Here is a 14,929-nt window from a genome sequence, read left to right as displayed (position 1 = left end):
ATGGAATCGCATGCGGCCGAAACGCGGGTGCTTCTGAAAACTCCCCGATTCGACGTCGTCGAGATCGAGCAAACAACCCGGACGGGCGGCGTGCGACCGCGACAGGTCGTGCTGCACCCGGGGGCGGTCGTCATCGTGCCAATGGTGGACGACCAACACGTGTGTCTGATTCGTAATGAGCGGGTGGCCGTCGGCAAGACGCTGATCGAACTCCCCGCGGGAACGATGGAGCCGCCGGCGACGCCACTTGCCATGGCGATGCGCGAGCTCCAAGAGGAGACCGGCTACACGGCCGAGCGTTGGCGCGAGTTGCCGTCGTTCTACATGTCGCCGGGGATCCTGCGCGAGCAGATGCACGCCTTTGTGGCGGAGGGACTCACCGCGGGCAACCCCGCGCGCGAAGCGGGCGAGAACATTGACAATCTGGTGGTCCCCTGGAGGGAAGCGATCGAGATGGTCGATCGCGGCGATATTGAGGATGCGAAAACGATCTGCGGCCTGCTGTTGTGGGAGCGGCTGCGGAGTCGTTAAGCGAATTGAAGAGTTGACCCGTGGCAAGATGCCGCGGTGCATGAGTTGAAAAGTCAACGCGGCGTCTCAAGCCAACCGCTGCTCAGCCGTCGCATACCGCGGATTATGGTAGAGAACGTCACGCAACAACTGCGGCGAGCCGCGCTCAGGCCCCCGTTCGCGGTGCCAATCGACGTGAGTCGGCACGAGCGCTTCGTCGTATGGCCAAGGATTAAATAGTTCGCAGCCCAACGCCGTCGTCAGCTTTGACGAATCCATGGCGACATTGCCCGCGCGCGGCGGAATGGGGCCGGCGGCATGGCGCAGGCAACCGATGAGCAGCGCCGGATCGTAGCCGCCGACGCGGTTCACGATTTGCGCGATCTCGTAGAGCGAAAGCCGGCGCGGACCACCCGCATGAAAGAGCCCCGTAAGATCGCTGGCAAGCAGGCGCTCGAACAGTCGGTTCAAGCAATCGGTGTAAGTGGGCGTCCGCACTTCGTCAAAGTAGAGGGTTGCCGGCCGCCCCTTCTTGAATCGCGACTGAATCCAGTCGATCGCTCCGGCGTGGCCGTTGAAACTCACGCCCATTGGCAGCGAGATCCGCACGGTACACGAGTTCGGCAGCCAATCGAACAATAACCGCTCGGCAGCAACCATCGTCTTACCATAGACCGTCACCGGGTCCGTCGGATCGCCCTCAACGTAGCTGCCGCCGTCGCGACCGGCGAACACCAGATCAATCGATGCATGAACGAGCCGGACGTCGCTTTCAGCGATGATCGAAGTGAGGTTGATCAGCCCTTCGACATTGGTGCGCCAAGCAAGTCGCGTATCCAACTCGCAAGCCCGCAGTGCACAATTGCCGGCGCAATCGAGCACCGAGCCGAACTGCCAATGATCAAATAGGCGGCTGAGCTCGCCGCGATCCTCGGCGTCGCACGCCACGATGCCAGGCGCACTTAGCTTCCAATTGTCGGATTGGCGGATCCCCACCACGCGCCCGGGATAACGCTGCGAGAAGTAGTCGAATGCGTTGTAGCCAGCAACTCCCGCAACGCCGGTGATCAGCAGCGGGAGGGGGACTTCGCCAATGGGAGTTACGCCGGGCATCGGGCTATTTTAGGCCGCCGGCGGCCGGCACGCCACGATGGGCTGCTCGGGTACAGGTTTAGGCCGCGCGCCGGGCGACGAAATCGGCGAAGTCTTCGGGGGTGTCGATGCCCCTAGTGGCCCGCTGGGTGACCGCGACCAGGATTGCTTCGCCGTTTTCGAGCACGCGGAGTTGTTCCAACTTTTCAATCTGTTCCAGTCGGCCGACTGGCCACTTCGGCATCTGCATGAGCAGCGAGCGGCGGTACCCGTAGATGCCGATGTGCTGATGGAACGTCGCCGGCTCCGTCGCGAGGAGGCTGTCGTCCCACTCGCGGGCGTGCGGAATCGGACTGCGGGAGAAGTAGAGCGCCCGGCCAACCGCATCGAACGTCACCTTGACGCACGACGGGTCTTCGAGCTTGTGGCGATCACGGATCGGCGTCGCCAGCGTGGCCATCGCTGCAGTAGGAGTCGCTTCCAACAGTTCGAAAAGTCGGTCGATGGCTGCGGCGTCGGCTTCAGGCTCGTCACCCTGAAGATTGACGATCACCTCCGCGGCAGGGAAGCCCGCGACGGCTTCCGCCACGCGATCCGTGCCGCTGGGACAGTCGGGGCTGGTCATGACCGCCTGGGCGCCGAAGCGGCGGCACTCGGCTGCAATCTCCTCGTCGTCCGTGGCGATGAGGATCAGTTCGGCCCGTTTGACCTTTAGCGCAGCTTCGTACGTATGTTGGAGCACCGTCTTGCCAGCGGCCCGAAGCAGCATCTTGTCGGGCAGGCGCGTCGAACGACGGCGGGCGGGGATCACCAGAATGCGGCGGAAGTGCGAACGCAGGGGCGACATGAACAATAGCCTCGCTCAAGAACTTTGAATCGGCGCCGGAAAGTAGCCGGTTTTTCTCCTCAGCCCAAGAGCGAAACCCGGGAGCCGACATTCGCGTAGTAGAGTTTTTCGGCCCGTGTTACGCTTGCTGGCAGTCGCCGAAGCGTTAACCGTCGGCGCCAGCTAGCAACGTTTCCGAAATGGCTCGCGGAAGGAACATCGCATGTGCGGCATTGTCGGCTACATCGGGCCCGATCAGGCGGCCGACTTCCTGATCGCCGGGCTAAGGCGGCTCGAATATCGTGGCTATGACAGCGCCGGCATCGTGACTGCCGAGCGGGGCAGCCTCACCATCGCCAAAAGCGCGGGACGAGTCGATGACCTTGCCGCATTGCTTAAGCGAACATCGGTCCGTGGTTCGCTTGGCGTCGGACACACGCGTTGGGCGACGCACGGTCCGGCGACTGACGAGAATGCTCACCCTCACGTCGGCGGCAACGGCGTCCTGGCGCTGGTCCACAATGGAGTCATCGAGAATTTCCGGCCAATTAAGGAACGACTGATCAGCAAGGGATACGAGTTCCGCAGCGCGACCGACAGCGAGGTCGTCGCCCATTTGATCGCGGATGAATTGGCGATGCTGCCGACTTCGTTCGACGACGCGGCCGATCCCTATGCACCGCTGATTGCGGCCGTTCAAGCGGCGCTGGCGCAGCTACGAGGCACTTATGGGCTCGCCATCGTCTTTCGCGATTGGCCCGACGTGATTGTGGCTGCCCGGCTCGGCAGTCCGCTGGTTATCGGCGTGGGCGATCACGAAAAGTACATTGCCAGCGACGGCTCGCCGCTGGCCGGGCACACGGATCAGATCGTTTACCTGGCCGATCACGAAATGGCCGTCGTCTCGGCCGACGCGATTCGCGTCATCCATCGCGATCAGGGCGACGTGGAGCACGACGTCAAGCTGCTCAATATTGAATCGAGCGACGTCGAGCTGGGCGGTTTCCCGCACTTTATGCTCAAAGAAATCTTCGAGCAGCCCGAGACGGTGCGAAACGCCATGCGCGGCCGACTCGATCGAGACGCAGCCACCGCGAAGTTTGGAGGGCTGAATCTCACTCCGCAACAATTGCGGTCGATTGACCGCTTCGTCCTGACGGCCTGCGGCACGAGTTGGCATTCAGCTCTTGTCGGCGAGTACATGATCGAAACGCTCGCCCGCGTGCCGGTCGAAGTGGAGTATGCGAGCGAACTTCGCTATCGCAATCCGCCGCTGACGCCGACGACATTGTTGTTCGCGATTACGCAGAGCGGCGAGACGATTGACACCCTCGCCGCGTTGCGGGAGATGAAGCGCAAGGGACATCCGACGATGGCGATCTGCAACGTCGTGGGGAGCACGATCGCCCGCGAGGCGGACGGCGGCATCTACTTGCACGCCGGCCCGGAAATTGGGGTCGCGTCTACGAAGGCGTACACGTCGCAGTGCGTCGTCATGGCGCTCTTGGCCCTGCACTTTGGGCGGCTCCATCACCTGAGCTACGAAGCGGGCCTGAGGATCATCGATGACCTTGAACGCCTGCCGTCGCTAGTGGAGCGTGCCCTCACGACGAATGCCGAATGCCGCCGCATCGCCGGGAAGTACGCCGGCTGCGAGAACTTCCTATACCTGGGGCGGATGTACAACTTTCCGACGGCGCTCGAAGGCGCCCTCAAGCTCAAAGAAATCAGTTACGTTCATGCCGAGGGCTACCCGGCGGCCGAGATGAAACATGGGCCGATTGCGCTCGTCGACGAGAACACGCCAAGCGTGTTTATCGTGCCGCGTTGCGGCGTCTATGACAAAGTCGTGGCGAACGTTGAGGAGATCAAGGCGCGCGGCGGGCCGGTGATCGCCGTCGTCGAGGAGGGAGATCGGGACTTGGCCGAACTAGCAGACGACGTGCTGGAGATCCCCGCGACCGCCGACTTCCTGCAGCCGATCGTCGCCGCGATCCCGCTGCAACTGTTGGCCTATCACATCGCCGTCCTCCGCGGCTGCGACGTCGACAAGCCGAGAAATCTGGCGAAGAGCGTGACGGTGGAATGATGCTGCTCGTCGCCATCGCCACCTATAATGAGATCGAGAATCTCCCCACGCTCGTCGCGGCGATTCGAGAACGTCTACCCGACGCCGCTGTGCTGGTGGTCGACGACAACTCGCCCGACGGAACCGGTCGTTGGTGCGATGCGGAGGCGGCCCGCTCGCCGTGGTTCTCGGTGATCCATCGGGCCGGCAAGCTCGGGCTCGGTTCGGCGTCATGGCTGGCGATGCAGACGGCCATCGAGCGCGGCTACGACTGGCTGATCACGCTCGACGCCGATTGGAGCCACCCCCCCGAGGCGCTGCCCCGCCTCATCGCAGCGTCAACGGATGCCGACATCGTGATTGGCTCCCGCTACTGCCCAGGCGGCGAAATCCACGGCTGGCCCCTCGGCCGGCGCATCGTCAGTCGAGGGATGAATCTCGCTACGAGAGTCGTGCTAGGGGCGCCGGTGCGCGACGCGAGTACGGCTTGTCGGCTCTACCGCGTTTCGAAGCTTGCCGAACTCGATTTCAGCGATCTTCATGCAACGGGGTACGCCTACCTTGAGGAGATCCTCTGGCAGCTTCACCGTCGCGGCGCACGTTTTGCTGAGGTGCCCATCGACTTCACCGATCGCCGAGCGGGCGCCTCGAAGGTGGGCGTCAGCGAAGCGGTCGGAAAAGCCAAGGTGCTCGCGCGTTTGGCCTGGCGGCGGGTCAGACGCGGATAAGCTTGCAGCTTCGATTCCCGGAGTCGACGGTTCGCGTCGATGCCTCGACGATTTGCCGATTTTCGCTCAAGTTCTGCGTTGCTTGCGAACGGAGCACTGAAGCCCAAACATTTTGCACAATCGACGTTGGCGATTGCACCGACTCTGCCGTCTGAAGCAGTTTCTATCAAGTATTCTCCATTGCGCGGGCGGCGACCTATCCTTTCCTGTTCGCATTACTTAGCACAGGATTTTTCGACATGAGCAAGCGGCTCGGAATTCTCACCAGCGGCGGCGATTGCCCCGGCCTGAACGCAGTTATCCGCGGCGTTGTGAAGGCATCGTGGCAACTCGGGTATGAGTGCCTCGGCTTCCTGAAGGGTTATGAAGGCCTATACGATCCCGTTCGCTACATCACGCTCACGCCCAAGAATACTGCCGGCATTCTCACGCAGGGCGGAACCATTCTTGGCTCGACGAATAAAGGCCGCTTCGCCGCCACGGTAGGCGTACAGGATCGCGTTGACCTTGATCCGGAATTGCTCGAAGGCGTTGCGGGTACGGTAAAACAGCTCGGCATCGAGGGATTGGTTTGCATCGGGGGCGATGGATCGCTCGCGGTCGCGCAACAGTTCCACGAATTCGGCATCCCGGTGGTCGGCGTGCCAAAGACGATCGACAACGACCTCTCGGCGACGGCCTACACGTTCGGTTTCTCCAGCGCGGTGGCGTGCGCCACTGACGCGCTTGATCGCCTCCACACGACGGCGGCCGCTCATGAGCGGATTATGGTTCTTGAAGTCATGGGCCGTCACGCCGGCTGGATCGCGCTCCACGCTGGCATTGCGGGCGGCGGCGACGTCATCTTGATTCCCGAAATCCCGTGGTCGTTCGAGAACGTTTGCCATAAGATTCTAGATCGCGAGGTCCACGGCAAGCACTTCACGCTGGTCGTCGTCGCGGAAGGGGCGCACCTCCCGACGGGCGAGATGGTGGGCGAAGAACGGCGCGGCGCGCAAAAGAAACTCGGCGGCATCGGCCCGCTGATTGCCCGCGAGTTGGAAGAACGACTCCATCGCGAAGCTCGCTGCGTGGTCCTCGGCCATTTGCAGCGGGGCGGAGCGCCGACCACGTTTGATCGGGTGCTTGCCACTCAATATGGCGCCCACGCGGTTCGGCTGATCGTCGAAAGGAAGTTCGGCCAAATGATCTGCTACAACCCGCCCGACATGGGCAGCGTGCCGATTATCGAGGCCGTTCACCAGATTCGTCTGGTCGACAGCGAGGGCGCCGCGGTCCAGGCAGCTCGTGCGCTCGGCATTAGCTTCGGCGACTGCGAGGCGGGGCTCAGTCCCTTTGCCTGCAGCGCGGAGGCGGCCGACGTTCAAACCGCCGAAGACGTTGAGCTGGACGCCGAGTTCACGCTCGATTTGGCCGACGCGGCGACGGAGGAGGCCCTTCAGCCCTAGGCGGCGTCTTGTTTGCAGCGCCCACGGTGACGCGCTTCGACATGGAGACTGCCGCGTTTGCTCCCGGCAGCCCCGGTACGTTACGATGAACGCCAAGCCGCATTTGCGGTCAGAGGCGTTAATAGAACGAAATCGGAGGCAAAATCCATGGGGGTTCGAGCTGCGGGGATCGGGTTCTTCCTGCTTACGCTGAACATCGCCGCAAACGCCCCGGCCGACCGATTCGAGTGGCAGGCGCCTCAGGCCGATCACGTCGACCTCGACTTTGACGGCAAGCCGGTTCTGCGCTACGAAATGCCAACGCTGGACGAGTCGAGCGAGCAGACGCGGAACGACACGTTCAAGCCGTATCATCAGGTGTTCAGCCCTGACGGTCAGACGTTGCTGACCAAGGGAACGGGCGGCCTTTTCCCCCATCATCGCGGACTCTTCTACGGCTTCAACAAAATCTCCTACGGCGACGGCAAGCAGTGCGACATGTGGCACTGCACTGGAAAGACGTTCCAGTCGCACGAGGAAGTGATCGAGCAAACGGCCGACGATGATTCCGCATCGCAGGTCGTCGCCATCGACTGGCACGGCCAGGAGGGAGAGCTCTTCGCCCATGAGACGCGCGAGATCGAGGTGCGGCGTACCAAGCATGATAGCGTTGACGGCTGGCAAATCGACTTCGCGTCGCACCTGGAAACGGCCGACGGCAAGCCAATCCACCTTGACGGCGATCCACAGCACGCCGGATTCCAGTTTCGCGCGACGCAGAAAGTTCCCGACGAAACGGCCGCCGAGACGTACTATCTCCGCACCGATGGCCGAGGCCAGCCGGGAGACTATCGCAACTGGGATCACGAGAATCCAGCCGCGAAGGAGAACGCTGAAAATGAGAACCGCCCGTGGAATGCCATGAGCTTTGTCGTCGATGGGCAAAGGTTCACGGTGCTCTATCTCGACCATCCTTCGAATCCGAAACCGGCGCGATACAGCGAACGGGATTACGGACGATTTGGATCATATTTTGTCGCCGACGTCACGAAGGACGAACCGCTGGACGTGAAGTACCGGCTCTGGGTTCAGCCCGGTGAGATGACCGTCGAGGAATGCGCGACTCTTTCCCAGCAGTTCATTAGCGAATAGATCGGCGAGCCGCCTAGCTTCGCCGCCGACGTAATTCAGCTTTCCCCATCGCCGCACAGGACGCACGATGCCCGCCCTACCTTCGCTCAATCCGCCAATTCGCACCCTCCTCGGCCCTGGCCCCAGTGACATTCACCCCCGCGTTCTCGCGGCGATGGCCCGGCCAACTGTCGGCCACCTCGATCCGTACTATCTGCAAGTGATGGACAAGCTGCAGGGCGGGCTGCGCGAACTTTTTCGCACGAGCAACCGGATGACGTTTGCCGTCAGCGGAACTGGTTCCGCCGGAATGGAGGCGACCGTCGTCAACCTCATCGAGCCTGGCGACTCGATGGTGATTGGCGTCAACGGCGTCTTCGGAGGTCGCATGACCGACGTCGCCGCGCGAGCTGGCGCCAAAGTCACCAAAGTTGAGCGTCCCTGGGGCGAGGTCTTCACGCCGGAGGAACTCCGCAATGCGGTCGACGCCGCCAAGCCGAAGGTCGTGGGCATTGTGATGGCCGAAACGTCGACCGGCGCCTATCAGCCCATCGAAGAGATCGCCAAGATCGTGCACGAGGCAGGCGCGCTGTTGCTGGTCGACGCCGTAACGTCGCTCGGCGGCGTTCCGGTCGAAGTCGACAGGTGGGGTATCGACGCGATTTACTCCGGCACGCAAAAATGCCTGAGTTGCCCGCCAGGACTCGCGCCAGTCTCGTTCAACCAGCGCGCGATGGACGTGATCATGGCCCGCAAGACGAAGGTGCAAAGCTGGTATCTCGACGTGACGATGCTCGCCAACTACTGGGGATCGGACCGCGTCTACCATCACACCGCTCCCATCAACATGAGCTACGGCTTGTATGAGGCGGTGTCCATCATTCTCGAGGAAGGACTCGACGCTTGCTTTGCCCGCCATGCGCTGAACCACCGCGCGCTCAAAGCGGGGCTGGCAGCCATCGGCATCATGTACGCCGCGCAGGAAGGGCATCAACTGCCCATGCTCAACGCGGTCCACATTCCCCCGGGCATCGACGAAGTGAAAGTTCGCAGCGATCTGCTGAACCGTTTCGGCATCGAGATTGGCGCGGGACTCGGCGCGTTCAAGGGCAAGGTCTGGCGCATTGGCCTGATGGGGTACGGCGCTCGCCCGGCCAATGTCTACTTGGTGCTCTCGGCCCTGGAGCAATTGCTCGCCGAGCAAGGGTTCAAGTTCACGCACGGCGCGAGCGTGGCCGCCGCAGCCGACGTTTACGCCAGCTAAGGGGCCTCGGCCCGGCGTTGCAGGATCAAGGGGCTCCGACGCCTCGCTCGGCCCGAGACGCCGGCACTTTAAGGCCGCTGGCCCGTCGATTACAATCGCGTGGCGCGGCGTCGTAGTACGCCGCGCTCTTGTCGGCTCTCTTCGACGCCGTCTCGCTAGTTCATCCGCGGAGATACTCATGGGACAGCAGTCCACCGGCCAACTCGACACCGTGATGCATGAATCCCGGGTATTCCCCCCCACGCCCGAGACGTCGGCCCGCGCAAGAATCAAGTCGATGGCCGAGTACCAACAGCTATGGGACGAGGCGGCTGCCGATTCGCCCGCATTCTGGGCCCGGCTTGCCAAAGAAGAACTTCACTGGTTCCAGCCGTTTACCGAAGCTCTTCGCTGGAACGAACCGTTCGCCGAGTGGTTCGTCGGCGGCAAAACGAACGCTTCTTACAACTGTCTTGACAGGCACGTCGCTGCCGGCAATGGCGATCGCATCGCATTAATTTGGGAAGGCGAGCCTGGCGACAAACGTCAGTATACGTATGCGGAGCTACTCCGCGAGGTCAGCAAGTTCGCCAATGTGCTCAAGTCACTCGGGACGAAGCAAGGCGACGTCGTTTCGATCTACATGCCGCTGACGCCTGAACTGGTCATCGCCATGCTGGCGTGCGCCCGCATCGGCGCCATCCACTCGGTGATCTTCGCCGGGTTCTCAGCCGAAGCAATCGCCGATCGCAACAACGACGCGCAGGCCAAGATCCAAATTACTGCCGACGCCGCTTGGCGACGCGGCAAAGTGCTCGCGCTCAAACAAACGGTCGACGAGGCGCTGAAGAAATCGCCGTCGGTGGAAAAGTGCGTCGTCCTCGATCGTGTGAACGAGGCGATCCACATAGAGCCGGGCCGCGATTTCTGGTGGCACAAGTTGATGGCCGAGGCCAGCGACAATTGTCCCGCCGAGCCGCTCGACAGCGAGACGACGCTATTCATCCTCTATACCAGCGGATCGACTGGCAAACCCAAAGGGATTCGCCACACGACCGCTGGCTACAACCTATTCGCCAAGAAGACTTTCGAGTGGGTATTCGACCATCGCGAGCAGGATGTCTATTGGTGTACGGCCGACTGCGGCTGGGTCACCGGACACACCTACGTCACCTACGGCCCGCTTTCGGCGGGCGCGACGGTCCTGATCTACGAAGGCGCCCCGAACTTTCCGCATGAGGGGCGATTCTGGGAGCTCATTGAGCGATATAAGGTCTCGCTTTTCTACACGGCGCCCACGGCTATCCGCGCTTTCATGAAGTGGGGCGACCATCACGTCGAGAAGTACGATCTATCGAGCCTGCGGGTCCTCGGCACCGTCGGCGAGGGGATCAACCCCGAAGCCTGGATGTGGTATCACCGCAAGATTGGTGGTGAGCGCTGTCCCATCGTCGATACCTGGTGGCAGACCGAAACGGGCGGCATCATGATGAGTCCCTTGCCCGGCGCCACGCCGACGAAGCCCGGGAGTTGCACGATGCCGTTGCCAGGCATCCTGCCCAAGATCGTCGACTCGTCGGGGGCCGAGGTCGACGCCACGCACGGCGGCTGGCTGACCATCGCTCATCCATGGCCCGGCATGTTGCGCGGCATTTGGGGCGATGACGAACGATTCAAGGAAGTCTATTGGTCAAAGGTCCCCGGCAAGTATCTCGCCGGCGACAACGCCCGCCGCGACGCCGACGGATACTACTGGATCATGGGTCGCATCGACGACGTGCTGAACGTCTCGGGCCACCGACTCAGCACGATCGAGATCGAGAGCGCGCTGGTCAGCCACCCGAACGTCGCCGAAGCCGCGGCGGTGGGGCGGCCCGATCCGCTAAAGGGCGAAGCGGTTGCCGTGTTCGTGACCTTGCGGGGCGCCGAGCCGAGCGAAGAGCTCCGCAAGGAACTTGTGAAGCATGTCCGTACGCAGATAGGTGCGCTTGCCCAGCCCGACGACGTCCGCTTCACCGGGACGCTGCCCAAAACTCGCAGCGGCAAGATCATGCGCCGGCTGCTCCGCGACATTGCCGCGGGCAAAGAGACGGTCGGCGACACCAGTACGTTGGAAGACTACAGCGTGCTGGCGAGTCTCCGCAGCGAGGAAGAGTAGAGCGCCAGCCAACTTTCCTCGAAGCGGAACGGGCACTGCTTGAAACCTCGTGTTCAAGCTCGTGCTCGTCACTGTTTCCCGTGCATCGCGCACACGTCGTCTGCAGCTCCACGTCCCGCAATAATCCGTACCTAATCGATCAGTGCGGTTTCTTTGCCGCAAGCCAAGCGTAGGAGTAGTCCGGCTAGGATTCGAACCTAGGACCAAGGGATTATGAGTCCGCGTGCGACCCCCGAATTCTCCGGGGAAAGCGAAGACTCTAAGCAAAGCGCAGCGCCTGGCGCAGCAGGCAGCGCAGAAAACGGGGCGGAACAAGCTGAAGCAGCAGATGGCAACGAGGCGAACCAGACCGCTCCCATGGCTGGATATGATCCCGACCTCTCCGAAGTCGCCAACCGCTGGGCGACCTTGCCCGACCCCGTGAGGCTGGCGGTCATGGCCCTCGTTCGATCGGCGAACCCATGAACCCCTCGCGCGCGCACGCGAGAGCGACGTTTTCGTAGCGTTGAAGGGGTCCCTTTCTGCCCAGTTGAGGATTTTTTAATCGCCTCCCACCCCTTCATGTTGCGAGAACTGTGCGAGTAGTCTCCGCGTCCCCGTACAACCTCACGCTCTGCGGCCCTCAGCGCCACGCTAATGCGTCCCAGTGGTTGCTGGTTGATTCCCTTTGCCGAACGCCGGAGACGCGTGAGCGTGTCACTGGGGCCATCGGCCCGTCCGGCGTAAGGGAAGGATGCCAATGCTACTTGGTCGCGTCTTCCGTCTCCCCCGCGCTGATCTTTACAGACGATCGCGGGCGTGCGGTCGCCTCCAGCGTGGCTTGCTCCTGCGTCTCGCGGAGTTGAGCAAGCACCGACGAAACGTAGTCGTTGCTGCTCACCGCTTCCTGCTCAGCGGCAACTGCAGAAGCGCGAGCTTTTTCGGCCGCACGACGCTCGATCGCCGACAGGGCGCGGGACTGCTCGGCGGAAAGCGCGCTGATGGCGGCCGCTTCCTTCGCAGCTTCCAGGGCCGACAGTTGTTCGGCCAGGATCACCTGTTGCCGCGCCGCTTCGGTCCTTGCTAGTTCGGCAGACGCCTTCTTCGCTTCGGCCTTCGCCAGCCGCGCGTCGGCAAGTGCGGTACGTTCTTCAACGTCTTGCCGAGCCTGTGCCAGTAGTTCCCGCTCCTGATCGAGCAATGAACGATCATTCACGATTTCTTGTTTGGCGAGTTTCGCCGCTTCGAGAGCGTCGGAGGCAGCGAGCTTCTCTAGGCGAGCGGCTTCGATCGACGCGCAGGCGGCTTTCTGCTCCTTAGTCGCGGCAAGACGTTCGGCGAGGATCAGTTCGCGAGCGCGTGTCACCTCTCGCAGGGCCTGCTCGGCGGCTTGGCGATCGTCGCGGGCTGCGGTGGCGAGACGCTGGACGCCCGCGGAAATCGCCTGAGCGTTCTTGGCTTCGATCTTGGCTCGCGCTCCGTCGGAAATCAGCCGCTGAGCCTCTGCGACTCGGCGGCTAAAGTCGTCGCGATCATCCTCCAGTTCGGCCATGATCACTTTTGCGGCCGCCATCAGGTCGTTGGCTTCCCTCATCGTCTGCTCAGCGGTCTTCTCGGTTATTGCCGCAGCACGCGTCCGCTCCTCTGCGGCGAAATCGCGAGCGATTGCCTGGCGATGCAGTTCCTCTGCTTGTGCGAGCGTTGCGGACGCCGCTTCTCTGGCCTTGAGAGCGGCAGCTTCCGCGATCTTGGTCGCCGCGGCGGCGCTCTCCGCGGTCTTCTTGTGCTTCTCGACCGCGGCGCGAAGTCCGTCGATCTCTGAGGTCCCGCAACCAACCAGAACGGCGAAGCCGAGAGAGACGGCAGCGAGAGATGCACGAGCCATTGGGCGTCCCTTAGTGACGGGAGGGAAGGGGCGTTGCGTCACTGTTAGGATCGTCTGGGCAAGCGGTGCGGAGTGAGCAAGGGATGCTATCGCGGATCAGTCATCAGAAACTGCAGAATCGAAACATGACCAGCGAGCCATGTCTTCGAGTTCGCCGCTGTGAATCCGCGATCAGCCTCCCCTACAGAAGCCCTGCTATCCCGAGCAGCCCAGCTAAGATCGTCGCGGCGATGATCACCGAGCGCCGACGACTTCAACCCTCCGGTCGAGCGAAGCGACTCGAGCAGCAGCGCTTTCACGCGTCGCGGGGGTCCCTTTTCAGTTCAGCCAGAGATTTTGAATAGCCTCCCGCCCCTTCGCGTGCTGGGAACTGTGAGAGTAATCTCCATGTCGTGAAATCACCGCCATGCCGCCACGCGCGCTAGCAACCCTCCTCTCGCGTTCGGGCGGTCGCCGGTGCGATTCCCCTTCTCGACCGGCGAGCGCGCGACATGGGGCATCCGGGGGCGGTAGATTATGCGCAAGGACGCCGCGTCGCGTACAATCGCGTCGTTAAAAATTGACCGCGACTATAGCGATCGGAATCTGACTCTCGGAGAATAGAAGATGAAAATCTCAAGCTGCAGCAAGTGCGGTTCTGCCAAAATCGTCCCCGACGCGTGCACCTACGAAAATAAAGGTGGGAGGCTCTCGGCCTGCGTCAGTTCCAACCCCAGGGCATTTATCTTTAAGGGATTCCGCAGCGGCTATTTGAAGGCGTGGATCTGTAGCGACTGCGGTTATGCGGAGTTGTACGTCGACAACGCAATGCAACTCTACGAGGCGTATGCTGCCTCGCTCCAGCCATCAAACGGCTAGTACCCCATGCCCCGCCCCCGCTTCACCCTCCGCGTCGCGCTGGCCGTCACGGCGATCGTGGCGGTAGCGATGTGGCGGCATGTCGACTGGCACAATCAGCGGGGAGAGGCGATAAGGTCTGGCCGCGTCGCCGGAGGGCACCCAGTCGCCGCTCCTGGCTTGCTGCGGCTGTTCGGCGAGAGCGGCTACGACGCGCTGCTAGTCGATCCGGCAATGGACGCTCAAGAGATCAATCAACTCCGGAGCCTGTTCCCAGAGGCTGCGTATCCCTACGGACGAATCGGTGAGTTCTGACGCCCTTCACCCTCTCATCCCTGCGGGCGGCGAAGGCGGCGTGAGGCGAGGATCGCCGCTGACACCCCAAGTAACGATGCGAGCCCCCCCCAGGACGCCGGCTCAGGCACTACTGCTATCACGCCGTCGCGAGGAATTCCGAACGGACCATCACTCAAGCCGTACACCCAAGTTAACGCCAGGTCATCTGCAGGCGTTCCTGGCACTACGACGTCACCCATGTAGAAGAGACGCGAATCCAGAACCGCATCGGAGGAGAACCAATTTATTTCGCCCGGCAGGTCACCGTAGGATACCGTGAATCCAGAATCTAAAGTTGTGAACGCCGAACCTGTTGGTATCCCAGGCTCCTTCAACTCGCCCAATTCAGACTTGAGAATAAACACCCAGAAATTGCCCTGAAACGGCAGGCTATCAAGATGAGATAGCGTGACACTGCCGGTGGCGGGATTGTACAGAGCGGTAACTTGCGCGCTCGCAGGCATCGCGATAGTACTTGCTAACAGGGCAACGAAAAGTGATAGTCTCATGCCCGCCACTCTACCGCCCCCGCTCCCCGGCCGCAAACTCTTGACCAAATCAACGTCTCTAGTCTAATGCACGCTCATGAACCAAGTCTTCGCTAGGCGGGTGAAAGAACGTGTTTTATGGACCCAACTATCTCCGACGAGGCCGCGATTGGCTATTTAGTCGTCATCTTCGTCTGTCTCGGATTGTTGGCGGGACTGCT

13 protein-coding genes are annotated in these 14,929 nt (G+C 62.0%); 9 read left to right on the top strand and 4 right to left on the bottom strand.

Features of this window, described 5'->3' with window-relative positions:
- Positions 1-531: an NUDIX hydrolase gene (locus I41_RS06820; protein WP_145431834.1), complete on the top strand. Its 531-nt coding sequence runs from the start codon at positions 1-3 to the stop codon at positions 529-531.
- Positions 532-597: 66 nt separating this feature from the next.
- Here I41_RS06820 and I41_RS06815 read toward each other — a convergent pair whose 3' ends face one another.
- Positions 598-1,623 (bottom strand): SDR family oxidoreductase, encoded by a 1,026-nt coding sequence (locus I41_RS06815; protein ID WP_145431833.1) that lies wholly within the window; start codon positions 1,621-1,623, stop codon positions 598-600.
- A gap of 58 nt (positions 1,624-1,681) precedes the next feature.
- Positions 1,682-2,449, bottom strand: a complete 768-nt coding sequence (gene kdsB / locus I41_RS06810) for a 3-deoxy-manno-octulosonate cytidylyltransferase (RefSeq protein ID WP_168206743.1) — start codon at positions 2,447-2,449, stop codon at positions 1,682-1,684.
- 202 nt (positions 2,450-2,651) lie between these two features.
- On the opposite strand from kdsB, the gene glmS reads away from it, so the two are divergent.
- From glmS to acs, 6 genes are all read left to right on the top strand, one after another.
- On the top strand, positions 2,652-4,517 hold the full coding sequence (gene glmS, locus I41_RS06805) for a glutamine--fructose-6-phosphate transaminase (isomerizing) (protein ID WP_145431832.1): 1,866 nt from the start codon (positions 2,652-2,654) through the stop codon (positions 4,515-4,517).
- Positions 4,514-5,224, top strand: a complete 711-nt coding sequence (locus I41_RS06800) for a polyprenol monophosphomannose synthase (protein WP_246133823.1) — start codon at positions 4,514-4,516, stop codon at positions 5,222-5,224. The genes glmS and I41_RS06800 overlap by 4 nt, the downstream gene beginning before the upstream one ends.
- Before the next feature lie 239 nt (positions 5,225-5,463).
- Entirely contained in the window at positions 5,464-6,672 is a 1,209-nt protein-coding gene (locus I41_RS06795) for a 6-phosphofructokinase (protein ID WP_145431831.1), read from the top strand.
- A gap of 147 nt (positions 6,673-6,819) precedes the next feature.
- The gene (locus tag I41_RS06790; protein WP_145431830.1) at positions 6,820-7,803 is read left to right on the top strand and encodes a DUF6807 family protein; all 984 of its coding nucleotides are present in this window, start codon (positions 6,820-6,822) and stop codon (positions 7,801-7,803) included.
- 67 nt (positions 7,804-7,870) lie between these two features.
- Entirely contained in the window at positions 7,871-9,046 is a 1,176-nt protein-coding gene (locus I41_RS06785; RefSeq protein ID WP_145431829.1) for a pyridoxal-phosphate-dependent aminotransferase family protein, read from the top strand.
- Between the two features lie 178 nt (positions 9,047-9,224).
- The gene (gene acs / locus I41_RS06780; protein WP_145431828.1) at positions 9,225-11,183 is read left to right on the top strand and encodes an acetate--CoA ligase; all 1,959 of its coding nucleotides are present in this window, start codon (positions 9,225-9,227) and stop codon (positions 11,181-11,183) included.
- Between the two features lie 742 nt (positions 11,184-11,925).
- On the opposite strand, the gene I41_RS06775 is transcribed toward acs, so the two are convergent.
- Positions 11,926-13,047 carry a coiled-coil domain-containing protein gene (locus tag I41_RS06775; protein ID WP_145431827.1) on the bottom strand — a complete coding sequence of 374 codons (1,122 nt, stop codon included), beginning with the start codon at positions 13,045-13,047 and terminating at the stop codon, positions 11,926-11,928.
- A 606-nt stretch (positions 13,048-13,653) separates the two neighbouring features.
- Here I41_RS06775 and I41_RS06770 point away from each other — a divergent pair.
- Both I41_RS06770 and I41_RS06765 read left to right on the top strand, forming a co-directional pair.
- A complete protein-coding gene (locus I41_RS06770; protein WP_145431826.1) occupies positions 13,654-13,905 on the top strand; it encodes a hypothetical protein in 252 nt (83 codons plus the stop codon).
- A gap of 6 nt (positions 13,906-13,911) precedes the next feature.
- Positions 13,912-14,199, top strand: coding sequence for a hypothetical protein (locus I41_RS06765; RefSeq protein WP_145431825.1), 288 nt, complete (start codon positions 13,912-13,914; stop codon positions 14,197-14,199).
- 14 nt (positions 14,200-14,213) lie between these two features.
- Here the strand turns inward: I41_RS06765 and I41_RS06760 are convergent, their stop codons facing one another.
- A complete protein-coding gene (locus tag I41_RS06760; RefSeq protein ID WP_145431824.1) occupies positions 14,214-14,729 on the bottom strand; it encodes a PEP-CTERM sorting domain-containing protein in 516 nt (171 codons plus the stop codon).
- Positions 14,730-14,929 lie beyond the last annotated feature (200 nt).

The organism is Lacipirellula limnantheis, assembly GCF_007746075.1.
Taxonomy (GTDB): Bacteria; Planctomycetota; Planctomycetia; order Pirellulales; family Lacipirellulaceae; genus Lacipirellula; species Lacipirellula limnantheis.
This window is presented reverse-complemented; position numbering and strand designations above follow the sequence as displayed.